Source organism: Thermococcus alcaliphilus, assembly GCF_024054535.1.
GTDB classification, from domain to species: Archaea; Methanobacteriota_B; Thermococci; order Thermococcales; family Thermococcaceae; genus Thermococcus_A; species Thermococcus_A alcaliphilus.
In genome coordinates this window covers 144,556-168,201 of record NZ_JAMXLV010000024.1, presented here as the reverse complement: position 1 = coordinate 168,201, position 23,646 = coordinate 144,556, and the positions used below count along the sequence as shown (strand labels likewise).

The 23,646-nt window shown below is 40.0% G+C and carries 22 protein-coding genes; 12 read left to right on the top strand and 10 right to left on the bottom strand.

Features of this window, described 5'->3' with window-relative positions; translation table 11 throughout:
- Positions 1-107 precede the first annotated feature (107 nt).
- Positions 108-704, bottom strand: a complete 597-nt coding sequence (locus NF859_RS10600) for a glycosyltransferase (protein WP_252744209.1) — start codon at positions 702-704, stop codon at positions 108-110.
- 4 nt (positions 705-708) lie between these two features.
- Entirely contained in the window at positions 709-1,683 is a 975-nt protein-coding gene (locus NF859_RS10595; protein ID WP_252744208.1) for a glycosyltransferase family 2 protein, read from the bottom strand.
- A 58-nt stretch (positions 1,684-1,741) separates the two neighbouring features.
- On the opposite strand from NF859_RS10595, the gene NF859_RS10590 reads away from it, so the two are divergent.
- The 12 genes from NF859_RS10590 to NF859_RS10535 all read left to right on the top strand — a co-directional run bounded on the left by NF859_RS10590 (position 1,742) and on the right by NF859_RS10535 (position 13,388).
- Positions 1,742-2,347 (top strand): acyltransferase, encoded by a 606-nt coding sequence (locus tag NF859_RS10590; protein ID WP_252744207.1) that lies wholly within the window; start codon positions 1,742-1,744, stop codon positions 2,345-2,347.
- A gap of 10 nt (positions 2,348-2,357) precedes the next feature.
- Positions 2,358-3,461 (top strand): DegT/DnrJ/EryC1/StrS family aminotransferase, encoded by a 1,104-nt coding sequence (locus tag NF859_RS10585; RefSeq protein ID WP_252744206.1) that lies wholly within the window; start codon positions 2,358-2,360, stop codon positions 3,459-3,461.
- A gap of 9 nt (positions 3,462-3,470) precedes the next feature.
- On the top strand, positions 3,471-4,418 hold the full coding sequence (locus tag NF859_RS10580) for a UDP-N-acetylglucosamine 3-dehydrogenase (RefSeq protein ID WP_252744205.1): 948 nt from the start codon (positions 3,471-3,473) through the stop codon (positions 4,416-4,418).
- A 4-nt stretch (positions 4,419-4,422) separates the two neighbouring features.
- Positions 4,423-5,766, top strand: coding sequence for a nucleotide sugar dehydrogenase (locus NF859_RS10575; RefSeq protein WP_252744204.1), 1,344 nt, complete (start codon positions 4,423-4,425; stop codon positions 5,764-5,766).
- A gap of 679 nt (positions 5,767-6,445) precedes the next feature.
- Positions 6,446-6,673 (top strand): ribbon-helix-helix domain-containing protein, encoded by a 228-nt coding sequence (locus NF859_RS10570; protein WP_042698106.1) that lies wholly within the window; start codon positions 6,446-6,448, stop codon positions 6,671-6,673.
- Positions 6,674-6,694: 21 nt separating this feature from the next.
- Positions 6,695-7,834 (top strand): sulfate adenylyltransferase, encoded by a 1,140-nt coding sequence (gene sat / locus NF859_RS10565; RefSeq protein WP_252744203.1) that lies wholly within the window; start codon positions 6,695-6,697, stop codon positions 7,832-7,834.
- 48 nt (positions 7,835-7,882) lie between these two features.
- Complete coding sequence (locus tag NF859_RS10560) at positions 7,883-8,062, top strand: antitoxin family protein (RefSeq protein ID WP_252744202.1); 180 nt, start codon at positions 7,883-7,885, stop codon at positions 8,060-8,062.
- A 73-nt stretch (positions 8,063-8,135) separates the two neighbouring features.
- Positions 8,136-9,071, top strand: coding sequence for a DHH family phosphoesterase (locus NF859_RS10555; protein WP_252744201.1), 936 nt, complete (start codon positions 8,136-8,138; stop codon positions 9,069-9,071).
- A gap of 5 nt (positions 9,072-9,076) precedes the next feature.
- Entirely contained in the window at positions 9,077-10,468 is a 1,392-nt protein-coding gene (locus tag NF859_RS10550; protein ID WP_252744200.1) for an alkaline phosphatase family protein, read from the top strand.
- A 10-nt stretch (positions 10,469-10,478) separates the two neighbouring features.
- Complete coding sequence (gene cysC / locus NF859_RS10545; RefSeq protein ID WP_252744199.1) at positions 10,479-11,009, top strand: adenylyl-sulfate kinase; 531 nt, start codon at positions 10,479-10,481, stop codon at positions 11,007-11,009.
- Positions 11,010-11,018: 9 nt separating this feature from the next.
- Positions 11,019-11,759, top strand: a complete 741-nt coding sequence (locus NF859_RS10540; RefSeq protein ID WP_252744198.1) for a sulfite exporter TauE/SafE family protein — start codon at positions 11,019-11,021, stop codon at positions 11,757-11,759.
- Positions 11,760-11,849: 90 nt separating this feature from the next.
- On the top strand, positions 11,850-13,388 hold the full coding sequence (locus tag NF859_RS10535) for a flippase (protein WP_252744197.1): 1,539 nt from the start codon (positions 11,850-11,852) through the stop codon (positions 13,386-13,388).
- Between the two features lie 149 nt (positions 13,389-13,537).
- On the opposite strand, the gene NF859_RS10530 is transcribed toward NF859_RS10535, so the two are convergent.
- From NF859_RS10530 to NF859_RS10495, 8 genes are all read right to left on the bottom strand, one after another.
- Positions 13,538-14,845, bottom strand: a complete 1,308-nt coding sequence (locus NF859_RS10530) for a protoporphyrinogen/coproporphyrinogen oxidase (protein WP_252744196.1) — start codon at positions 14,843-14,845, stop codon at positions 13,538-13,540.
- On the bottom strand, positions 14,842-16,080 hold the full coding sequence (locus tag NF859_RS10525; protein ID WP_252744195.1) for a glycosyltransferase family 4 protein: 1,239 nt from the start codon (positions 16,078-16,080) through the stop codon (positions 14,842-14,844). The genes NF859_RS10530 and NF859_RS10525 overlap by 4 nt, the downstream gene beginning before the upstream one ends.
- Positions 16,081-16,434: 354 nt before the next feature.
- Complete coding sequence (locus tag NF859_RS10520) at positions 16,435-17,736, bottom strand: glycosyltransferase family 4 protein (RefSeq protein WP_252744194.1); 1,302 nt, start codon at positions 17,734-17,736, stop codon at positions 16,435-16,437.
- A gap of 62 nt (positions 17,737-17,798) precedes the next feature.
- Positions 17,799-19,538 carry a hypothetical protein gene (locus tag NF859_RS10515; RefSeq protein WP_252744193.1) on the bottom strand — a complete coding sequence of 580 codons (1,740 nt, stop codon included), beginning with the start codon at positions 19,536-19,538 and terminating at the stop codon, positions 17,799-17,801.
- Between the two features lie 32 nt (positions 19,539-19,570).
- The gene (locus NF859_RS10510) at positions 19,571-19,726 is read right to left on the bottom strand and encodes a hypothetical protein (RefSeq protein ID WP_252744192.1); all 156 of its coding nucleotides are present in this window, start codon (positions 19,724-19,726) and stop codon (positions 19,571-19,573) included.
- A 19-nt stretch (positions 19,727-19,745) separates the two neighbouring features.
- Positions 19,746-21,101: an alkaline phosphatase family protein gene (locus tag NF859_RS10505; protein WP_252744191.1), complete on the bottom strand. Its 1,356-nt coding sequence runs from the start codon at positions 21,099-21,101 to the stop codon at positions 19,746-19,748.
- Positions 21,102-21,139: 38 nt separating this feature from the next.
- Positions 21,140-22,342, bottom strand: a complete 1,203-nt coding sequence (locus NF859_RS10500) for a glycosyltransferase (RefSeq protein WP_252744190.1) — start codon at positions 22,340-22,342, stop codon at positions 21,140-21,142.
- 1 nt (position 22,343) lies between these two features.
- The gene (locus NF859_RS10495) at positions 22,344-23,558 is read right to left on the bottom strand and encodes a glycosyltransferase family 4 protein (RefSeq protein ID WP_252744189.1); all 1,215 of its coding nucleotides are present in this window, start codon (positions 23,556-23,558) and stop codon (positions 22,344-22,346) included.
- Between the last annotated feature and the right edge of the window lie 88 nt (positions 23,559-23,646).

Genomic DNA, 23,646 nt, shown 5'->3' with positions numbered 1-23,646 from the left:
GGTTTGGCAGTAGGATCCCCTGTTTTCTGAAAAAGACTACTGTAACCCGAATCCTGCTTGGGGTAATGTGTTATGGTCTGAAAATCCTCCTCAGAGTCAAATACTGTTTAAATAACAGGGGGTGAAACTAAACACGCCCCTATTTCTGGAGTATTCCAAATAGTAGTTATCTTATCCGGAGAAATACCCCCTCTAATGTAATATTCGCGTAGGCCTTCAGATTTTCCCCCAATTGATTCAGTAGCTACTATTACACTGGTAGCATATTTGGCAAAGAAAAGATCAAACACTTTAACGATTTTTCCAAAAAATGTCTCTTTTTCAGTTTCCATTGAAAAAAATGTGAAGTAAAGATCATGAATATCATAGACCCACATTGTCCCTTTAAGGAGCTTTAGAGCAAATCCCAAAATAGCAGTGTCAAAATCATGAGTGTGAACAACATCTGGCTTTAATCGTAAAATAATTCTTAGAGCATTCAGGTAAAAAACTGGAAGACCAACAACCATCCTGTAACCATAGCTAGCTTTCGGGCCGATGCGGAGAACATTTATTCCATCAATAGTCTCGCTCTTTGGATACTTACCCTCCCTATCCCATGCAATAACATAAACATTATGTCCAGCCCTAACTAGGCTTTTTGCCTCCTTGTAAACTCTAGGGTCTGGCTTAAATGGGTTGCTTACTGTCATTACAATCTTCATTCTCTCACCTGAAAGCTCTCTTGTGGAACAACAAACCAGCTATAAATCCAAAGCTTATAAGGTTGTGGAATATAAACATAAGGAGCGGAAGAAAAATTCCATCAGGGTTTTTTGTTTTGTATGCTAATCTAACTCCTTCTCCAAAAAGTATCACCCAGTAAAGTGCAAACAACCAGAGGAGTTGTGAGACAAAGAGCAAAAGAATCTCGAATCCAAGGAAGCCGAACGGAAACAACCAAAGCAATGAAAAATAGCCTTTCCTTATAGCGACGCCTTTAACAGCTCCATAGTTGAAACTCTGCTTTAAAAAGCCTTTCCAGCTAGAGCGAGCAAAGTAATAACTCTTAATCTCTGGATTAAAGAAGAGCTTGTAACCCCTCTTGTTTATTCTAAGGTTGAACTCGAAATCATTACCAGTGAGCATATCCTCATCAAAACCGCCAACCTCCTGGGCTACAGCCTTATCATAGAGGGCAAAAGCAACAGTTGTAGCAAAGTGAGGCTCTTCCTCGTACCAAAAAGTGCTTGCACCGCTTAGAGGAGAAGAGTATATAAGGGCTATAAACTTCGCAAGGCGGTTTTCAAAGAGCTTGATAATTTTTCCCCCCACTCCCGCAAGTCTTAGCTCCTTTTTCTTAACTTCAAGGAATGTTTCTATACTCTTTTTCAAGAAGTCCCTCTCAGGATAAGCATGAGCTCCAAAGATTATGAAAAATTCTCCCCTAGCCTCTCGTATTCCCATATTAAAAGCGTAAACTTGCCTTCTTTTAGAGTTTTTTCTATAGAACACAAGGTTTGGATAGTTTCTTTCGAATTCCTGGATTATTTCAGCTGTCTTGTCGGTACTCATACCATCGTAAACTAAAATCTCATACTTGTTTTTGGGATAATCTTGATTAACCCATTCCTCTAGGCATTTGGCTATGTATTTTTCTTCATTATATGCTGGGATTATAACACTCACAAAGGGAAGTTCCATTATTTCACCCAATAGATTTTTATTGGTGTTGTGTCCTCATATATTCTTGGTGTCTCAAATGGCTCAAAAATATTTCGTTCATCCAACTGCTGTTGTTGAAGAAGGAGCAGAGATTGGGGAAGGAACAAGGATATGGCACTTTGCCCACGTAAGGAAAGGAGCGAAAATAGGCAAGAACTGCAACATTGGAAAAGACGTCTACATCGATGTTGATGTTGAGATCGGCAACAACGTGAAGATTCAAAACGGAGTAAGCGTTTACAGGGGAGTTAAAGTTGAGGATGACGTTTTCCTCGGTCCACACATGACGTTTACGAACGACCTTTATCCAAGAGCATTCAACCAAGACTGGGAAGTCGTGCCAACATTAGTTAAGAAAGGAGCAAGCATAGGAGCTCATGCAACGATAGTTTGTGGTGTTACTATCGGTGAATATGCAATGGTCGGGGCTGGAGCCGTTGTCACAAAAGACGTACCGCCCTTCGGGCTAGTTTTTGGAAACCCGGCAAGGCTAAGAGGCTTTGTCTGCTACTGCGGGAGGCCCTTAAAGGAGAAAATTGGTGAAGATAAAACCAATATTATTTTCAAGTGTTCTCACTGCGGAAAGGAAGTTAAAATTAGAAAGGAAGATTATGAAAGGTACCTAAGGGAAAAAAATCTGTGAGGCGATAAAAATGAGGAACATACCAATTGCTAAGCCCTTAATCGGAGACGAAGAAATAGAGGCCGTTGTTAATGTCCTCAAGAGTGGAATGCTTGCCCACGGCAAAGAAGTTGAGGCCTTTGAGAAAGAGTTTGCAGAGTATTTGGGAGCTAAGCATGGAATAGCTGTCTCCAATGGCACTGCTGCTTTGGATGTCGCGTTAAAGGCTCTCAAAATAGGCCCCGGTGATGAAGTAATAACAACACCTTTCACTTTTATAGCCTCTGCAAATTCAATTCTCTTCCAGGGAGCAAAGCCCGTCTTTGCTGACATTGACCCAAAGACGTTCAACCTCGACCCAAACGACGTTCTTGAGAAGATTACCAACAAAACAAAGGCGATAATAGTCGTCCACCTCTACGGCCAGCCAGCGGATATGGAGGCCTTCAAAGAAATAGCTGAGGATTACAAGCTTTATCTTGTTGAAGATTGTGCACAGGCCCATGGAGCGGAATTTAAGGGCCAAAAGGTGGGAACCTTTGGAGATATCGCTGCTTTCAGCTTCTATCCAACTAAGAACATGACCACCGGCGAAGGTGGAATGGTCGTAACTAACGACGATGAACTAGCCAAAAGGGCAGATTTGATAAGAAACCACGGGCAGGCAGAAAAATACCTCCATGTTGAGCTCGGCTACAACTTGAGGATGACGAATATAGCTGCTGCCATTGGAAGAGTTCAGCTCAAAAAGCTCGACGAGTGGAACACCAAGCGCATCGAAAACGCTAAGCTTTTAAGCGAGGGAATAAGCAAGATAGACGGCTTAACTCCACCTTACGTTGATAGTAGAGTTAAACACGTCTTCCACCAATATGTGATTAGAGTTGAGGATGAGTTCCCGATGAGCAGGGATGAGCTTATGGCAAAACTAAGGGAGAGGGGCATTGGAACAGCTGTTCATTACCCAATTCCAGTCCACCACCAGCCACTATACCAAAAGCTCGGTTATCCAAAGGACATCTGCCCCAACGCCATAGACGCTTCAAAGAGAGTACTAAGCCTTCCAGTGCATCCTGCCGTTAGCAGGGGAGATATTGAATATATAATCAAGACTCTCAAAGAGCTTTCAAGTTAGGTGATGCAAATGCTTCGCATTGGAGTTGTTGGAGTTGGCAACATGGGCTTTCATCATGCTAGGATTTACTCAGAACTGGCAAAAGAAGGCAAAGTCGAGTTAATTGGAGTGGCAGATGCAAATTTTGAAAGAGCCAAGGAGGTTGCAGAGAAGTTCAAGACGAGGGCTTTTGCAGACTACAGAGAGCTTATAAAAGAAGTTGATGCAGTCAGCATTGCTGTTCCAACTTTCCTTCACAAACAAGTCGCCTTAGAGTTCATTGAAAATGGGGTTCATGTTCTAGTTGAGAAGCCAATTGCGGAGAGCATTGAGAGTGCCGAAGAGATTATTAAAGCAGCTAAAAACAAGGGCATTGTCCTAATGGTAGGGCACGTAGAGAGGTTCAACCCAGCGGTACTGAAGCTGAAGGAGACAATATCCCAAGGAATGCTCGGAGAAATAGTTACGATGAATGCTAAAAGGGTAGGCCCAATGGTCGTTAGAATAGCTGATGTTGGAGTTATAATCGATCTGGCAGTTCACGACATAGATATAATGAGTTTTCTGGCAGATTCACGAGTAAAAGAAGTTTATGCAAAGGCAAGAAACGTGAAGCACCCCGCAAAAGTTGAGGATTACGCTCTTATTCTTCTCGGCTTCAAAAACGGCATTGATGGAGTTATCGAAACCAACAGACTGACCCCCCACAAGACGAGAACACTGAACGTTGTTGGAACTGAAGGAATAGCATATCTCGACTACATAAACCAGACTCTGACAATCTATGACGAGAAATGGGTGCATGATGCTAAGATACAAAGGGGAGAGCCCCTCAGGATTGAGATTGAGCATTTCATTGAGTGTGTCAAAAAGGGCAAAAAGCCGTTGGTCGGTGGAGAAGAAGGGCTACACGCTTTGGAAGTTGCTGTTAAGGCCCTCGAAAGTGCGACAAAAAATGAAGTAGTAAAACTGGGGTGAGAACATGAAGCTCCTTGGCCTAAATAGAGAGGAAGTAAAGCAGGTTTTCAAAGAAGGCAAAGTTACGATAACAGTTTATGGGCTCGGCAAGATGGGTCTCCCCCTAGCTGCTGTTTTTGCAGATCACGGGGCAAAGGTCATAGGCGTCGACATAAACGAGAGAGTTGTTGAAATGATAAACAGAGGAGAGAACCACGTAAAGGAAGAACCCGGGCTGGATGAGCTTGTGAAAAGAAATGTCGAGGCCGGAAGGTTAAGGGCAACTACGGACGGCGTTGAGGCTGCCAAGCAAGCAGATGTAATGGTTATTTTAGTTCCAACGCTAACAGACGAAAGAGGAAACTTGAAGCTTGATCCCGTTTATGACGTTGCCTATAAAATTGCCCAAGGCTTGGAGAAGGGTGACATCGTTATCACCGAAGCAACTATGCCTCCCGGAACCACTGAAAGTCTAGTCCCAATCCTTGAGAAGAGCGGGCTTAAGCTTGGAGAATTTGGTTTAGCCCATGCACCCGAGAGAACAATGACCGGAACAGCAATCAGAGATATCACAGGTCAGTATCCAAAGATCGTAGGAGCCAATGACGAGAAGACTCTTGAAGCAGTTATTGGGATATATGAAACAATAAACAGAAAAGGCGTCATTCCCATGAGCTCTATTAAAGCTGCTGAAGCCGTAAAGGTCTTTGAGGGAGTTTACAGAGATGTCAACATAGCCCTCGCAAATGAGCTCGCCTTATGGTGTGAAGAGCACGGGCTTGACGCCCTTGAGGTTTTCCAGGCTGCAAATACACAGCCCTACTGCCACCTGCACATGCCCGGAGCGGGGGTTGGTGGGCATTGCATTCCTATTTACCCTTGGTTCGTTATCAACCTCGCCAGAAAGACGAATCCAAGGCTGATTAAGACTGCTAGGGAGATCAATGACTCGATGCCTCACCATGTTGTTGAGCTCACTATTAAGGGGCTCAATGAGGTTGGAAAGCCGCTAAAAGGAAGCAATATTCTCGTTCTTGGCCTGACCTTCAGAGGTGGTGTTAGGGAGTTCACAAAGAGTCCGACAATTCCAATAATCAGAGAGCTCAAAGAATGGGGCGCCAATGTCTATGCTTATGACCCTCTATGCACCAAAGAAGATGCAGAGCGCTTTGGCGCTGAGTGGAAAGAGGACTTTAAAGACATTGATGCCATAGTTATCACTACAGATCACAAGGAGTTTAGGAACTTAGATCTAGAAAAGATTGCAAAAGAAGCGAGGAACAAAGTTATAGTTGATGGAAGAAACGTCCTAGAACCCACAACTGCTGAAAAACTGGGCTTTGTCTATTTAAGGGTTGGGAGAGCTTAAGTTCGTTGATTATACCTTACTATTTTATTCACCACTAGTGGAGAAGTTACCATATTGAGTAAACCCCTTAGGCTTGAGTAGAAACAAGCGTTAATTTTCACCCCTCATAACGAGAGTGAGGGGCACTGTATGATCCGGAGGCCTCAGTGAAGTTTCGCTCTGAGGCAGGGCTCATATCTTCACCCATAAACCTCACAACTCTGGGCAAGTTGCTTGGTTCATGGTTAGATATGAACTCTGGATCAGGGTGAAGCTTTCGCTTCGGTCCCTTCTCACACAGTACCCCTCAATATATAGTTGTTCTTGAAGTATATAAAGATTGTTGTTTGATAAATTTTATTTAGATCAAATTTTAGTTTGAGGTTATATCCAAAATTATTTTACAAAAAATAAGATCACAGGCTAAACATGTCTAGGTTTGCTTACTGCTCGCTCCTGATCTGAGCGGGGAGACTTTTCAGGAGAAAAACGTAAATCACAAGCAAGTTGGACAATTTAGTGACTTTATTTGGGAATTGGACATTGATCCAAGTATGTTATCTTGAAAAATACTGCAACAGCAGATAATCCAGTATAAAAGAATGCATAATATAACCCCTCGACATTGAGAAACATTTATAAGCCTTAATGAGATTTAATTAAATGCAATTAAATATCATTAAATTTGGAGGTGTTTGTGATGGATGAGGAGAGGAAATACACAACTGTTTCAATACCAAAGCCCCTCTATGACAAGATAAAGAAGAGAATTGAGGGCACCGGCTTTACCTCAGTTTCTGACTACGTTACATATGTCCTGAGAGAAGTCCTCGCAAGCCTTGAGGAAGAGGAGAAGGAGGAGGTCTTCAGCGAGGAAGAAGAGGAGAAAGTCAAGGAGAGGCTCAGGGCTTTGGGTTACCTCGACTGATTTCATTTTTAGGTGATAGCAATGGTTTCCAAGCCACACGGAGGGAAGCTGGTTAGAAGAATAGCCGCCCCGAAAACGAGGGAGAGGATTCTCAGCGAGCAGCACGAGTATCCGAGTGCCAAAATCGACCACGGAAGGGCTATCGACTTAGAAAACATTGCTCATGGAGTTTATTCCCCACTCAAGGGCTTTCTGACGAGAGATGATTTTGAAAGCGTTTTAGACCATATGAGGCTGAGTGATGATACTCCCTGGACAATTCCCATAGTTCTGGATGTTAATGAGCCAAGCTTTGAAGAAGGAGATGCCATTCTTCTCTACTATGAAAATTTGCCCATAGCGAGAATGCATGTTGAGGAAATCTATACCTATGATAAGAAAGAATTCGCCCAAAAAGTTTTCAAAACTACAGATCTCACTCATCCGGGAGTTGCAAGGGTTTATTCGATGGGAAATTACCTAATTGGCGGCGAGATCGAGCTTTTGAATGAGCTTCCAAACCCGTTTGCCAAATACACCCTAAGACCTGTTGAGACGAGGGTTCTCTTCAAGGAGAGAGGATGGAAGACAGTAGTTGCATTCCAGACGAGGAACGTTCCCCATCTCGGACATGAATATGTTCAGAAAGCCGCTTTAACTTTCGTTGATGGACTCTTTATAAATCCTGTCCTCGGGAGGAAGAAGAAGGGGGACTACAAGGATGAAGTTATAATTAGAGCTTACGAAGTGCTCTTTAAGCACTATTATCCAAAGGATGCAGCCACTTTAGCCACGGTAAGGTATGAGATGCGCTATGCAGGACCAAGGGAAGCTATCCACCACGCTATTATGAGGAAGAACTTTGGAGCGACTCACTTCATAGTCGGAAGAGATCATGCGGGTGTTGGCGACTATTATGGGCCGTATGAAGCATGGGAGCTCTTCGATGAGTTTCCAGACTTGGGCATAACCCCGATGTTCATAAGGGAGTCCTTCTATTGCAAAAAGTGCGGAGGAATGGTCAACGCAAAGATATGCCCGCATGATGGGGAGTTCCACGTGAAGATAAGCGGAACGAAGCTCAGGAAGATGATAATGGCTGGAGAGCAACCACCAGAATACATGATGAGACCAGAGGTCTTTGAGGTCATCAGGAGCTTCGAGAACCCGTTTGTGGGGTGAGCAAAATGTTATATTTCTTGTTTTACAATTTTTTAGTAGTGAGGAGTTATGGAAGAAATCGAAGTGGTTTATGAAAAGGGAGTGTTTAAACCTCTCAAAAAAGTGAAACTTAAGGAGGGCACCCACGGAAGGGTAATAGTCAAGATAGGAATAGCCGATGTAATAGAGAGCTTTAGTAGAAAAGTCGAGAAGGACGCTCTACAAGAGTTTGTGGAGGAGCGGAGATGATCATTAACACCTCTATGTCTGTTAATGCATTTAATCAGGTAGAAGCGGTGTTAAATAAGAGCGGTGGTTAAAGGTGCATCTGATAATCCATCACTGGGACACCGACGGGATAACTTCGTCTGCCCTGCTTGTTAAAGCTCTTGGGTTAAATGATTTCAGGAACGTTAGTCCTCCAATCGGGGAGTTCCGCTTTGATGAGAGGGTTAAGAAGGAAATTGAAGAAGCTGAGAAGGTTTACGTTCTGGATCTAAATCTCTCCCACGAGGTTGAGAGAATTGAGAAAGAGGTTTTCTTCATAGATCATCACATTCAGCCAAGGATAAAAAACCCCAAGGTGAAGCAGATAAACCCGATTTTTGAGGGAAAAGATGCTCCTTCAGCATCTTTTGTTGTTTCGGAGCATTTCAACATCTGGAACGCCTGGAGTGCTTTGGGTGTCATTGGAGACATAGGAGAGAGGGCTTTTGAAATTCCCAAAGTTTGGGAGCTTTTGAAAGAAGAGGGCCTAACAAAGGAAGAAGCGCTGAGGATAGTGGAACTCATAGACTCAAACTACATTGCAATGGATAGGGGAGGGGTGGAAAAAGCAGTTAAAGTTCTCCTTGAAAACCCCGTAAGGGAACTTCTAGAATATGAGCCGTGGATCAGAAAAGCCGAGGATATAAGGAAAGCCATCGAGGATGCTCTCTCAAATGTGGAAATGAGGGAAGAAATTGCCCTCATAGACTTTGAGAGCCCGTTCAACATAATATCCAAAGTTGCTAGGAAAGCTGTTTGGGAGCTTGGCTATGAAGGGGCTCTAGTTGTTAATAAAAACTTCCACGGAAAAGCCCAGATTTACTTCAGGGTCTCCTCCAAGAAAGCTAAGGAAATCAACATGGGGGAGATAATTTCCCGGTTAAAAGAAAGAGGATTCAATGCGGGAGGCAAGAGAGAGGTTCTAGGATGCATCTGTGAAAGGGGTAAAATTGAGGAAGCTTTGGAGGCAATTAACGCTTATTTGAGGTGATTGAAATGGAAGAAGTCAAGAAGGTGTTTGTAATTGGTCTTGACTCAGCTCCGCCTGAGCTCCTGTTTGACAGGTTTTTGGACGATCTACCAAACATAAAGAGACTTGTGGAGAGGTCAATTTACGGCCCTATGCAGAGCACGATTCCAGCCATTACTATTCCGGCATGGATGGTAATGGCTACAGGTAAAACGCCGGGTGAGCTTGGTCTCTATGGTTTCAGGCACAGAAAGAGCGGAACCTACAACGATATATGGATTGCACACTCCCTGATGATAAAAGAGAAAGCCGTATGGAACTACATAGCGGAGAAGGGCAAGAAGTCAATTCTCGTTGGAGTTCCTCCGAGCTATCCGCCCAAAAAGGTTAACGGTTACCTTGTTAGCTGCTTCATAACTCCAGACACAAGCGTTGACTACACCTACCCAAAAGAGCTCAAGGGAGAAATTGAACGTTTAGTTGGTGAGTACATTTTCGACGTTGTCTTTAGAAAGGAGAACAGGGATGAGACAAAGGAGCAGTTGTGGGAGATGACGAAAAAGAGGTTTGAGGTCATTCGCTACCTTATTCAGGAGAAGGAGTGGGACTACTTCCAGTTCGTGGAGATAGGGCTTGATAGAGTCCACCACGCTTTCTGGAAGTACTTCGACGAGAACCACCACCTCTATCCGGGCAAAGGAAATCCCTACGAGAACGTCATTCCCGATTATTACAAGCTTCTCGATGAGGAGATAGGCAAAACTCTGGAGCTCCTTGATCTCGATGAGACTGCTGTGATAATTGTTTCCGACCACGGCATAAAGGCCATGAAAGGAGCTTTTGCCATAAACCAGTGGCTGATTGAAGAAGGGTTGCTAAAGATCAGGAACCCAGAGATTTTGAAGGAAGGAAGGCAGGTGAGATTCAACGAGCTTGACGTTGACTGGAGCAGAACGATAGCCTGGGCGTGGGGAGGCTATTACTCCAGAGTTTTCCTCAACGTTAAGGGAAGGGAGCCCCATGGTATAATTGAGCCCTCAGAATATGAAAAAGTCAGGGATGAGATAGCAGAGAAGATAAAATCAATAAGGGGCCCCAATGGGGAGAAGTGGGATACGAAGGTCTTCTACCCCGAGGAAATTTATCCTGTGGCTAGAGGAGACAAGCCAGACATGATGGTTTACCTTGACGACTTGAACTGGAGGGCAGCTGGTACATTAGGTTACGATAGTCCATACCTTCTGGAGAACGACCTTGGGCCAGACGATGCTGTTCATGCAGAATACGGTGTTTTCTCGCTCTATCTCCCGGGAATGAGGGAAGCGAAGAGAACCCAGCTCACAATTTACGACTTTGCACCGACGGTGCTCAAGCTCTTTGGAATGGAAAAGCCGCTTAGGGGAAGGAGCATAGTTTGAGGTGGTTGCCATGACGAATAAGGGCTTTACAATATGGCTCACGGGCCCAAGCGGGGCTGGAAAAACCGTTTTAGCCGATGCTTTGAAGAAGAAGCTCGTGTCAATGGGCTACAGAGTTGAAATCCTCGATGGCGATGTCATAAGGAGGACCCTTTATCCCGAGCTGGGCTTTTCCAAGGAAGCGAGGGAGATGCACAACAGGATAGTCATTCACATGGCCAAGCTCCTCTCAAGGAACGGTGTGATAGCCATAGTTTCACTGATTTCGCCGTATAAGGCAGTCAGGGAGTACGCCAGGAAGGAGATAGGGGACTTCATTGAGGTCTACGTCTACGCCCCACTTGAAGTGAGGATCCAAAGGGATCCAAAGGGGCTGTATGCAAAAGCCATGCGCGGTGAAATAAAGGGGCTAACGGGCTACGATGGTGTTTATGAGGAGCCCGAGAATCCAGAAGTTAGGGTTGACTCATCAAAGATGACACCGGAGGAAGAAGCCGAGCTGGTGATTCAAAAGGCAAGAGAATTGGGATATCTCTCCTGAGGTGGGTTTATGGATCCTATGCCTTTCACTTTTCTGGGACTGCTAGTTGGGTTTCTCGTCGGGCTCACGGGAGTAGGTGGAGGGGCTTTGATGACTCCTTCCCTAATTTTCCTTGGAGTAGAGCCGATAATAGCCGTTGGCACAGATTTGCTTTATGCCGGCGTTACCAAGGTCTTTGGTGTGTTGTTCCACCATCAGAAGGGCAATATAAGATATGATATTGCAGGGAGACTTTTCATCGGAAGTATTCCAGCCATAGTGCTTGGTGGAGTTATTTTGAGGTTCGTCGATAGGGAGACCCTTAACAACAATCTCACACTTCTTTTGGGGTCAATACTGGTTTTGAGCTCTTTGCTTAGCCTTTTCAAAGGAGAGCTTAAAGTCCCCATAAAACCTAGATGGGCTTATGTGTATCTTCTCGGCTTTGTTGTTGGTTTAGCAGTGCAGTTCACCTCCGTCGGTGCGGGAGTCCTGGTGAGCTTTGCTTTGATGAACGTTGCAAGGGTTAATCCAAGGGAAGTCGTTGGGGTCACGATAGTTTACGGCTTAGCTTTGTCTTCTCTAAGCTTTCTTAACTATGCTTCCATTGGGAGTGTGGATTATAATCTAGCATTGTTTTTGATCCTCGGGAGTATTCCCGGGGTTTATCTAGGAGCCCACATCAACTCGAGAATCGATAAAGAAAAGCTGAAAAGATTCATAAACGTGGTAATTTTGATTATTGGAAGTTTAATACTGGTGGGGAAATGAAATTTGGTAAAAGATTAAATTGTGAAAAATGTACTTAAAGAGGAATCCCATCTTGATGGGAATAGACCTCAAGTGACAAGGGTGAAATCTATGAGTGAAGTAAACCAAGCTTTGCAGAGGATTGCAAGGGGGACAGGAATCGTCTTTGCCGGAACTGTTATTTCAATGTTTCTTGGATTCTTGAGCCGAGCAATAATAGCAAGGTATTTCTCAACTGGAGAATACGGAGTGTTTAACCTAGCCTTAACGATTTTGAGCATTGCTCTTGTAGTAGCCACCCTCGGCTTTCCCAATGCCCTGCCTAGGGAAGTCGCCTTCTATAAAGAGAAAGAACCCTCAAGACTTGAGAAGCTAATCCCAACTGCTCTGATAATTGTTACGTTAAACAGTCTAGCAATTATGGTACTCCTGATTTTAAGCTCTGAATTCATTGCCCAGATTTTTAACGAGGCAAGACTTGACTACGCTTTAGAAATAGTTGTTATTTCACTTCCATTTTCAGCTGTAATAGGAGTGATAATATCCATTACCCAAGGATTCGGAAGAGTCAGGGAAAAAGTATATTTCCAGAACGTGATTTATCCCACAATCTGGCTCGTTCTGGTTTTGTTTCTTTATGTGTTTGCTCTATCTTTTTCTTTACTTTTTTTCACTTATGTGCTAGCTCAAGGTGTCACGTGCATTCTTCTCTGTTTAGAAGTTTTTAGAACAAGGCTCTTCGAACTTAGATTCTCATTTGATTTAAAACTCGGGAAAGAGTTAATAGTTTTTTCTATCCCATTAATGCTTACAGGTATTCTATGGTTTTTTATGGGTTGGGCAGACACATTAATGCTCGGATATTACAAGACTTCTGAGAGTGTTGGCCTTTACAACGCCGCTACTCTTTTAGCGAGATTCTTGCCTATATTACTGACTTCCGCCGAGTTTGTTTATATACCAATCGCTTCTTCTCTTTATGCACGAAACGAAATTGCAATGATAAGAAAAACCTACTCTATTTTAACAAAATGGATTTTTTTACTTACCCTTCCTCTTTCCAGTGTTATATTTCTTTTTCCTGAAAATGTTATATTATATGTATTTGGATCTAAATATATCAAAGCTAGTTCAGCACTTCAGATTCTTTCACTTGGTTTTATGTTTCATATTTCCCTAGGATTAAACGGCGGAACTTTGATTGCTATTAAAAAGAGTAATTTTCTTGTAATGTCTAACCTGATTTCTACAGTGTTTAATGTTATGATAAATGCAATTCTGATTCCCATTTACGGCATTGAGGGAGCTGCAGTAGCTACCGTTATTTCGTATTCTATTGCAAACCTCTTAAATTCATTCAAACTTTACAAAGACACTAAAATTCATCCTTTTAATTTCGGATACATAAAATGTTTAGTTATATATTCCCTATTATTACTAGGTATTAGGAGATCAAGTTTAGTAAATTTAGTTACGTCAAATATATTGGATATGATGCTTTTTCTGTTTATCTTTTTAGGGGCCTATTTAATTTTAGTCTTCTTTAGTAGAGGTATTAGTAAAGAGGATTTTGATCTGCTGTTAATGATTGCAGAACAATTAGGAACTAACCCTAAAATAACAGGGATTTTCAGAAAATTCATTAGATAATATAATTTTAGCCATATTTTTGTAATTGTCTTGACTACATAAAAATGAGAAAATTGTAAAAAGTTTGACATATATGAAAAATTCCAAGGAAATAGCAGGACAGTTAAGTGGCTTTATTATATCTTGTTATACTATTACTATTTCATATACTATTTCATACTATCAACGTATTCCATTGCCGATTTAATGACGCTGTCCATATTTATATAGTCCCATCTTCCAAATCTACCCAAACTATCAATTCCTATCCATGTTAAATACCTAAAAATAGTCTCCAAATTATACATATAATCCGTATCATAAATAACATAGGCATATTTGAACTTATAAGCCATAGCTAAAATAACATCTTTTTTGTTTATTATCTTGAGTTTATCTAAATCTTCCACTGTCCTCTCAATTATTTCCTTGTCTTTCATTTTACTGATTTCGTCTCCTTCTCTATACGTAATTTCCGCAAGTACAGATGACTTCCCTTGAGGAACAACATATGGAGAGTAATTAGATGGGAAACTAACTCTATGTGTTAGAATTTCCTTATCTGGAATATAGACCCATGAAAAATCATTTATCCTAGGTTTATCAATACCAATTCCCACTGTTATTAAAGAGTTGTACTTCAAGTTATCCACAGCTTCAAGAATTTCTTTGGGTACATCTCTTAAAGCTTGTATAAGCTCCTGCAATGGGAGAGTAGATATTAATTTGTCAAATTCAAACTCTTTTTTTCCATTAGAAACTATCCACTTGGAGTCTTCCTTTTTTATTTTCTTGACTTTAAAGTTTGTTACTATTCTATCCGTTATCGGAGCCTCAAGACTCCTCGCTAGACTTTGAATCCCCCCAAACTTTGGGTAATAAAAGTAGAGCTGATGAGTATACCCCTCAGTTGGAATTCCAAGAGATGATTTTATTATATCATCCACTGGTGGTTGTGGAATCCTCTCAACCCAAGCTGTGCTCATATTTTCCAATGGAAACTTCCATATTTTTTCATTGTAGGGAATTAGATACTTCTCTGCAATACCTTTTCCAAAAGTATAGTAAAACCACTCCTTCATATTCCTTGGAGAACTTAACTTTCCCATCTTCTTTTCTATAAGGTTTTGAACGAAATAATATAAGCACTCAAAATTATCCTCTTTAGGAAGATCCGCTAAGCCATTTTCAAACGGATACTTTACATAATGACCTTTATAAAAAATTTTTGTATTCCTGCGGTTTTTTAGTACATTAGTACCAAGCAGAGAGACCATAAAATTAAGAATTTTTTTATCCTTAGAAAATATAATGTGAGAACCACCTACATCAAAGGTAAATCCATCCACCTCAACAGATTTCAATAACCCCCCAGTTTCTTCAGTTTTCTCCAAGATTAAAAAATTACTTCCATCCCTATTCAGGAAATAACCAAGCGACAAACCTGCTAAACCACCACCCAAGATTCCAATCTTCATCTCTGAGCAACCTCCATAATCATTCTTTGGTATCTCAGTTTAAATTGCTCTGGGCTAAATTTTTCTTTAATTTTCTTTCTGTTGAGGATTCTAATTTTTCTTATATCTTTTGGGTTATCATAAAGTTTTTTAATCCACAGTGCCACTTCAGGTAAATTTGTGGCTGATGAGTTTTGGTAGTTTATAAGGACTCCATTTTTATAATTAAAAATAATATCCTTGTTACCACCAGTATTAGACAAGATCGGTATTGCCCCATAGAACATTGCTTCGAGTGTTACTAAATCAAAAATAGAGACTCTATGCAACATAATGTAAAACTTGGAACTCTTTAACAATGTGGCAAGAGTTTTATCATCGATGTATTCTTCGACTAATTTCGTTCTATCTTTAAGTCCATTCACTTCAATTTCCCTAAGTATTAGTGATTTTATATCTTCATTTCCTCTACCAATAAGTATCCATTCAAAAGGATACCCGATGGATTTGGCTATAAAATCAAGAACTTCAGGAACTCTATCAACCCCTTTCATATAATTAAGATTTGCAACAGTAATAAATGCCAATTTGGATCTCTTTTCATCGTCTATAATTTCTTCATTTGTTCCCGATAACGTAATCTTTAGAGTATTATACAAGATAAATGTTTTTTTTCTTTCGAGATTCTCTCGCAAATATGGAGCGAGTCGCAATAATTCTCTTTTCGCCCCTCTAGAAGGAAACCCAAGGTAATCTGAAATCCTAAAGCATAGGAACTCTAAGTTTTGAGTAAATGCTCTTAAAAGGAAATTAAAGACTTTAAAATATTTTATAGCCCCATATCCCTCCAACTCAAAAAACAATGGTCCTTGACCATGATAGACGGTGATTATTTTTAGGTTAGGGAATTTTCGTTTTAGGAAAAATAATGAAACAGTATCAATAACTGTATGTGACAAGACCACATCAAATGGCACATTTTTCTGTCGCATATATTTTTTTATCTGTATAGAGTTCTTTAGTATGTATAGCATATAACTTACAATTAACCCAATAGAGGTAGACTCAAGTACAGCTTGTAGTTTAAGCAATATGTCCCTTTTTTTTTGTCTTCTTAGAATTCTTTTTTTTGTACCACCATAGTCTGCATCAGGAAAAGCACGCAACTTCCATAGTAAGTAAACTACTCCACCCGGTCCCCCATACTTAGGTTTGTTTAATAAGCTCGGTAAAATTAAAATTCTTGGTTGCTTCATTAGGATCCCCCAGATAATTTGAAAGAGCATTCATTCCTAAATAACTAATACTTGCTCTTTTAAGTTTTTCGGAGTCTTTTTCGATACTGTCAGGATAAGCTGTAAGACAGAGAGTTTAAATTCCCCAATACTGCTTCAGAAAGAAGAGGAAGGCAAAATGATGAGGAAACTGTATTTACTGAATAATCTCAGTTTTAAAACCTTTTCGCAGGAACGAAACCTCAGTATGGAAGAAATTCGGACAGCAAACTTATACTTGCACGGTTTAAGTTACGAGAAAATTACCAGAATCCTAGAATCTCTCGCAGTCTGAATGACAATTACCAAAAACTGATTGTAGAGACTTCATTCTGGTTATTTTAAAGTTCTACGAGGGCCATATTCACATTCCTTTATGATATCCAGCATCACTCTTGATAATTTTCTTGCCATTTTCTCAAATGTCCTGTTATTTAAGACCCATCTTTTCCCTTTCAAACCCATTTTTGTCAATTCAATCCTATCACTCTCGTGTATCGTCAAAATCTTCCTCATAACATCAGCAATGCTTTGGGGATCATATCTGACTAAATATCCTCCTTTAGACTGCCGAATTACTCTCTCGTGTTCAGGAAGTTCCGAGTTCGCTATCACTGGCTTTGCTAGGGACATATATTCAAACAATTTACATGGTGAGGCTACATAGTAACATTTTAGAGGAGCTATTATAGATAGGCCTACATCAGAGGCATTTATGTAATTCGGAACTTCCATATAAGGTACTCTACCAGTAAAAATTACTTTCTCTTCAATTCCCAATTTTGAGGCCAAAGTTTTTAAGTTAGAAACATCGTTTCCATCCCCCACAAAAAGAATCTTGAATCTTTCATTTTTGAGCTTAGCGGCTGTGTTAAGTAATATCGAAAGTCCTCTAGTCACCGTGATAGAACCGACATAAATAAATGTAATATCTTCTAATCCTATCGAGAGTCTTTTTCTGACTTCTTCACGGTTTGCACTCACTCTAAATACTCTAGGGTCCACACCCAATGGGAGAGGGAACATTTTTTTATGAGAAAGGTTCTTCTCTCTCAGCTGATTTGCCATTTCTCTGCTTATAGGCAAAATTAGATCACAGAATCTCAAAACAAGAAGAACTAGTAATTCCCATATTTTCCAATAAATCAATCGTATAAGATTAAAAAATGATCTATTAATTTTAAACTCATCAACAGCCCCTTGATACATTGGAAAAGAATAATTAAAAGCAATGGGAATATTGAAAAATTTTTTTATAAAAAGCGAAACAATGCCTGCCCACGGATTATCTCTAATAAGAATGAAATTTATATCATTATTTTTAACCAATTCTACTGAGATTTTAAATAATCTAAACATATAGCTAAGAAGTGAGACAAAGAAAATCGCTGAGTTTCTTGACAACATAAGAGGAATAAGATATATTTCAACTTTTTTTTCAAAACTTTCTTTTTTTATTTTATCCCAAGGTTTTCCGTGGTATGGCATAATCCAATACACCTTATGCCCTAAATTTGGAAAACTAGTGCCAAATATTCCCATAACTTCCGGCCAGCTAGGTCGTTCAGGATCATAAAAGTTTCCAAGAGCAACCAAGAGATTAATTCTATTATGTCCCATTTTTGAATTAAGCTCCATTTCAATCACCTCTCAACATAAACTTCTAATAGACACAGGGTGAATTATTATTAAGATTTTTGTCACTTATCCCCCACTAGAGCCATTAAAACATTACCATTGTCGTATATTCTCCCCTCTCCTTCAGTTATCAATTGCCAAATAATAAAAGAAGTTTTTTCATGTAGAGGCAGATGAGGTGTTTGAGTCCATCTCCCGCCAAGATAAAAAAGCCTATTCCCAAGCATATCTTTCCTAAAGATAAAAATGCAGTCACAATTTTTCACTTCATCAAAAGTCTCCGGAGTTTTTCTGTTTATGCTCTCCAAAACCCCAGAAGATTTCAAATTCGTTTTTAGATAAGCTAGATTAGCAGAGTAATCCCAATCCGATGCAAACTCAAGTTTTCCCTCTTTCGAAATCAAAAACCTTCCTGTCTCAAGCTCAGAATCCTGCCATCCAGTTCTTTGAGAATAGTACGGAACTAAGGGATTATTGTCATTTGCAATATTTGCTTTAAACATTAAAAAGCTCAAAGAAATAATAAAAAAGATTAGTGACACCAAAACAAACGTTTTCAATTTCCTAGCATTTTTCATTTGACAAAGTAAAGAAGCCACAAAAGCCGAAGAGAGAACTTCTCCATAATACCAGAACCTGTGCGAAAGATCGCTGAGTGCAGGAAATAGAAAGGATACTGTTCCTGCTACGATCGCTCCTGTGCTTAAGACATTGCTCAATGTAATTCTATCCTGAAATTTTTCTTTTAGAAGTAGAATAAAAGTCTTGAGCAACAAACCAGTTCCAGCAAGTGTGAAATATATAAACATTCCCAGACGAGCTAGTAACGCATCTCGGAAAGATAAAGACATCACTGAGAGGTGGGACTCGTACCTATCTATACTAACTCCGTAAATGAATAATTGTTTAGATATTGCAAGAAGTCCTCTTAGATAAAATCCTGAATATACTGCCCATTCAAAGAACGCTAAAACAACCAGATACCCCAAGAATAGTGAAAAATCTTTCCAATTTCTTTCCCTAAAAATTAGCGATACCATAGTTATCACAAATACTTGCCAAATTAAAAAAGTATAGCTAACAGTATGAGTTAAAACAAGGGATACTGTCAATAGCACAGCAATGAATTTGATCTTATTATTGGATATTCTTGAAGAATATACCAGGTAAACAATCAGAAACGCCAATGCAACACCCAAGCTGTTTGGAATTATGGTCCTTCCTGTCATGTCCAAAACGTTGTCTGCTATTGCCACCAACAGAACAGCAATAAAGGCTGGCCCTCTATCTCCAAAGAGTTTAAGTGAGTGAATATAAGCGACAATCAGCAATAATATTAAAGTTGAAATACCAGCAACAAAAACTTGGACCCACTTATAAGAAACGTCCAGAATAATGAGTCCACTAGAAAGTAACAAATGGAAATTTGGCATTCTTGTATACTTTATGGGAATATCACTATATGGTGGAATATGCCCTCTTCTCATAATCTCTTCAGCAAAAACCCAGTGAACCCAAGGATCTCGACTTAAAACTGTTTTGAAAAGTGCTTGCTGGGTCGTGATAAAGGAAAGGGGGATTAAAAGAATCTCAAAAAAGATCACAATTTTCATGTAATTGTTCAATTCTTTTTCAAGGATCAGAATTTGTGTAAAAACAACTCCCGAAAGTATAGAAAGGAGATAGTAATAGGCATCGGGAATTATATATGGATCCCCTCTAAAATAGTAAACAAAAGCAGCAATCATAAATATGAGAAAGTATAACAGTGCCAAAAGATTGAAAATTTTTAATTTATTCACCTTGCAGCACCTCCCTTATAAATCATCGCCACTTACTTCACTATATTTCCCAGGAGAACTGCTCTGCATATCTCTTTTTCTTTATATCTCCTTTTTTGTCCAAAACTTACTAAAATCCTTTCCCACCGAGTCCTGAGCAATCCATAGTCTTTTGAGATCATTATCTCCAGCTCAAACCTTGTTGACATCTATTACCCTCCGTGATATTTATTCAATTGGTTGCTTCTTTGACAATTCCGAATCCTCTTCAAAAATCTCTTTTAAAATCCTACCATCCGTATCGCTTGGAATTGGCAGTCCGAATATATGAAGCACAGTGGGTACAATGTCATAGACCCTCGGAGTCTTGTTAAACAGTATATCTTCTTTCACACCCTCTCCCCGAAACGAGAATATACCTTTAATTTCATGATCCCCTTTAACGACTTGTTTGGTAATTGTTCCACTGAGTTCATCAGATACACTTACACCCTCAGCGGGAATCACGAACAAATCTGGAAGGTATCTGCTGAGAGGGCCCTTGTGAATAAGCTTGGAAGGCACAACATCAACAATCTCAGGATAGTCAGTTAGCGCATTAATGACTTCTTTTATGTTTTCTCTGTTTTTCAAGTATAGCCCCCATGTTTCAGATTCTATCAACATAGCAACTGCCTCTGAAATAGCATATGACATCGAATTAACTGAGATCTTGCTTTTGGGAATTAACTTGTATAATACTTCAGCTAGAATATTGCTTCTTCTAATTAACTTTTTAGCAGTATTAGCCATCCTGAATTTAAACCCACTATACCTGATGAAACCGTTTTGAGCAAGTGCTTCATTTATGTAAAACACCTTGTCAATCTTTTGGAATCCATGGTCACTCACAATGAACACTATATCTGCAATAGATTCAACCTCGTTAATAAATTCTCTGATTAATTTAAACGTTGGTTTCACTACGTGTTCGTCTTTACCTTCAAGAATTTGAGGCATCCAGTGAGAAAACCAATCAGTCTCACTAAAAACGATAAAATATAAGTTCCAATCTATCTTTTCGAGAAGATCATAATAGACAGAAAGACGTGTCTCTGTGAACTCTTTCACCTTATCAGCGTATTCATCTCTGTCTGATTCTTGCCACCATTGATGGGGTGGATCTATTAGAAATTCCCTATATTGCTCTTCAAGTTTTTTTGGGAATATCGTTTGTTTGGGAGCCATCCAATCTGAAACGACAATTGTATTTTCTGGATCAGCCCAAGTTATAGGATAAGTCATGGGAAGATTAATTATTACACTCTTCATATTAGCAGAGCTAAGAATCTCAGGAAGGCGAGGATATTTTACATCTCTCGATGTCGCTAGCCTGCTCTTAAACGACATCCTATCAACTTTCTGCCATCCAATTATCCCATGCTTAGCAGGATTTACTCCGGTTAGAATAGAAGTCCAAGCGGGAGGAGTATACGGAGGGATCGTTGAGATGAAGTCATGAAGTTGGGCCTCTACTCCCACAAGCTTGGCTGTTGTTTTGTTAGCTCCATCAAGACCGATTATAGCAATTTTTTTATCTTTCATTTTGATCCCTCTCCCGGATATTATTTTGTGGCTAATTTCTAAGTTTTTCTAGTCTCTTCTAATACTTCCTCATACACATTTACTACCCGCTTCGCAATATTTTCCCAAGTAAATTGCTCGGCATACTTTCTGATCTTATCTCTGTCCCAGTTCCTCTCAAGAGCTATTAAGATTTTCTCTGCCAAATCCTGGGGGTCTCCAGGCTTGCAGAGTAGCCCGTAGTCTTCAGAGGTTATTACTTCCGGCACTCCCCCCACCGTAGTACCAACAAATGGCAAACCAACGCCAAGAGCCTCAAACATTACTGTGGGATTTCCTTCGTTGAGACTTGGCAGAACAAACAAATCTGCGGCATTCATCCATAGAGGCAATTTTTCATCAGGGATGTACCCCAGAAGTTTGACATTCTCTTCTAATCCCTTTTTTTCAATAAGCCTTCGTAAGTAATCATATAAAGGACCATTACTGCCAATATAGCACAAAATGTCAGGTATTTTTTCCCTGAGTACATCAACAGCTTCAATGAGATATTTGTGGCCCTTCCAAGGCTTTAAGACTGCCACGTTTAGAATGATTTTTTTATCCAAAGGTAAACCCAACTCTTTTCTTGCAAAATCCTTCGGCAGAAATGGAAACTTGGCCGGATTGAATCCGTTGGGAATACCATAAACTCTTTTTGCCCCCAAGTTTTTAAGAAACTCTATGTCGGCTTTGTTAACCCGTATTAGTGCGTCAGCATTCTTAAAGACGAATAAAATATCCTTACGGTTCCATTCAATAGATTCCTCCAATTTAGTCCGATTTGCATGAACTGTGACTACCACCGGAACGTTAAACTCTTTTCCCAACTTAACTGCAACATAACCTTGAGGCCAGTGAACATGTGCATGGATAATATCAAAAGTTAACCCTTGTTTTTTGATATACTCTGAAAATTTTTTGTAAAGCTTGTCCCCAAGTCCCCGATTTCGACCATCTGGCATGAGATAGAGGGTTGAAAGGACATGAACCTTAACATTAGAGGGCTTCGATCTAAGACCGGCTATGTTCTTCTTTGTGAACTTTTCAACCCATCTAAAATAGGAAAAAGGTATGTACGGAGCAAGTTCAGCTAAGTAATTATGGTGAATCAAAACATCTATGCTGCTGACATATTTTGCTGTTGCATCTATTAGGTCTCCAACAAATGGAAAAATGTCATAAAAAGGGGCTATAACTAAAACGTTTAAATCCTTCTTCATATCACTTTCCCTCCTCCAGTATTTCCTTGTAATATTCCAAGGTCAGTTCAGCTGACTTTTTCCAAGTAAACTTCTCCACTACCGTTCTCCTAGCATTTTTTGCCATCTTCTTCCTTTCTCTATCATTTTCAATGAGATAAACCAGCGAACGAATTAACGCATCGACATCTTTTGTAGGTATAAGCAGACCGTTGTATTTATTTTTTACCATTTCTGGTATTCCTCCAACATTTGTAGCCAATACACAGACTTCAGAAGCCATAGCTTCGAGAACACTCATTGGAAAATTCTCAGTAAAGCTCGGTAATACAAAGATGTCAGCAATCGAATATAAATAATCTGGTGGATAAACATATCCCAAATATGTGTAAGTCCCCTTTGGAATCCTAAAAACCTCAAAATTGGGCTTAATACCCGGTCCTGCGAATATGAAGTGTGCATCAACTTTTTTTAAAACTTCCGGAATCGCCCTCAAAAGAAGATTGAACCCTTTTCTAGCGACAAATCTTGATAAATAAAGAACTTTTACTCCCTCTTTTTCTATAATGTCTCCATATAATTCCTTTGCTTTCCTCCTATTTTGTGGAGTGAACCTTTCAACGTCCACTCCATTATGAATAACTTCTATATATTCACATGGAATATTATTTTCTTTTACTATTCTCTTCTTTCCGAATTGTGAGACCGTAATAAGGTTAAATCTCTTTTTGTAATACATATCTTCTAACCATTTTAGTCCTAGAGCTAGAATTTTGGTCATTTTCTCCGAAAACTCCATTTCTGAGAAGCTAATCTCTCTTAAATCATTAATCTGCCATCTCAGCGTAGAATGAATCGTGTTGACAATCGGCACTTCTAACTCACTCGGATTAATAAGTAAATCAGGTAGACCGCCAGCACTATGAACAATATTAATACCCTCTCTTCTGACAATATCTTTTAGTGATCTCCATATAGCTAACTGGAACTTGGCATTATAAATAAACGTATCCCTAGCCTTGCTCAGAAAGTGTATATGGACATTATTACCAAACATCTTCTCAAAGTCATAATCCGCAGAAGATGCCATCTTATCTCCTATCCGCTCCCTGAAAGGAGTAATCACGTGAACTTCAACATCCTCCGGAAAATTTCTAACAAGTTCCACTGCATACGTTCCAACTCCTCCCCAGACAGGCAGAAATTCTGGAGCAAGCATTGCAACTCTTATTCCCATATTGCACTCACCCAGCTTATTTTCTCATACTTTTGGTTTATATCCATACTTACTAGGTATCCCTCTGGAACCAATTGGTGCAATTCTC

Bases quoted from the DNA above. Each gene is read 5' to 3' on its own strand.
- NF859_RS10505 (WP_252744191.1), bottom strand. From the start codon at position 21,101: ATGAAAGATAAAAAAATTGCTATAATCGGTCTTGATGGAGCTAACAAA.
- NF859_RS10590 (WP_252744207.1), top strand. From the start codon at position 1,742: ATGGCTCAAAAATATTTCGTTCATCCAACTGCTGTTGTTGAAGAAGGA.
- NF859_RS10495 (WP_252744189.1), bottom strand. From the start codon at position 23,558: ATGGGAATAAGAGTTGCAATGCTTGCTCCAGAATTTCTGCCTGTCTGG.
- NF859_RS10540 (WP_252744198.1), top strand. From the start codon at position 11,019: ATGGATCCTATGCCTTTCACTTTTCTGGGACTGCTAGTTGGGTTTCTC.
- NF859_RS10595 (WP_252744208.1), bottom strand. From the start codon at position 1,683: ATGGAACTTCCCTTTGTGAGTGTTATAATCCCAGCATATAATGAAGAA.
- sat (WP_252744203.1), top strand. From the start codon at position 6,695: ATGGTTTCCAAGCCACACGGAGGGAAGCTGGTTAGAAGAATAGCCGCC.
- NF859_RS10575 (WP_252744204.1), top strand. From the start codon at position 4,423: ATGAAGCTCCTTGGCCTAAATAGAGAGGAAGTAAAGCAGGTTTTCAAA.
- cysC (WP_252744199.1), top strand. From the start codon at position 10,479: ATGACGAATAAGGGCTTTACAATATGGCTCACGGGCCCAAGCGGGGCT.
- NF859_RS10585 (WP_252744206.1), top strand. From the start codon at position 2,358: ATGAGGAACATACCAATTGCTAAGCCCTTAATCGGAGACGAAGAAATA.
- NF859_RS10530 (WP_252744196.1), bottom strand. From the start codon at position 14,845: ATGAAGATTGGAATCTTGGGTGGTGGTTTAGCAGGTTTGTCGCTTGGT.
- NF859_RS10500 (WP_252744190.1), bottom strand. From the start codon at position 22,342: ATGAAGAAGGATTTAAACGTTTTAGTTATAGCCCCTTTTTATGACATT.
- NF859_RS10560 (WP_252744202.1), top strand. From the start codon at position 7,883: ATGGAAGAAATCGAAGTGGTTTATGAAAAGGGAGTGTTTAAACCTCTC.
- NF859_RS10520 (WP_252744194.1), bottom strand. From the start codon at position 17,736: ATGGAGCTTAATTCAAAAATGGGACATAATAGAATTAATCTCTTGGTT.
- NF859_RS10510 (WP_252744192.1), bottom strand. From the start codon at position 19,726: ATGTCAACAAGGTTTGAGCTGGAGATAATGATCTCAAAAGACTATGGA.
- NF859_RS10535 (WP_252744197.1), top strand. From the start codon at position 11,850: ATGAGTGAAGTAAACCAAGCTTTGCAGAGGATTGCAAGGGGGACAGGA.
- NF859_RS10550 (WP_252744200.1), top strand. From the start codon at position 9,077: ATGGAAGAAGTCAAGAAGGTGTTTGTAATTGGTCTTGACTCAGCTCCG.
- NF859_RS10570 (WP_042698106.1), top strand. From the start codon at position 6,446: ATGGATGAGGAGAGGAAATACACAACTGTTTCAATACCAAAGCCCCTC.
- NF859_RS10600 (WP_252744209.1), bottom strand. From the start codon at position 704: ATGAAGATTGTAATGACAGTAAGCAACCCATTTAAGCCAGACCCTAGA.
- NF859_RS10580 (WP_252744205.1), top strand. From the start codon at position 3,471: ATGCTTCGCATTGGAGTTGTTGGAGTTGGCAACATGGGCTTTCATCAT.
- NF859_RS10525 (WP_252744195.1), bottom strand. From the start codon at position 16,080: ATGAAGCAACCAAGAATTTTAATTTTACCGAGCTTATTAAACAAACCT.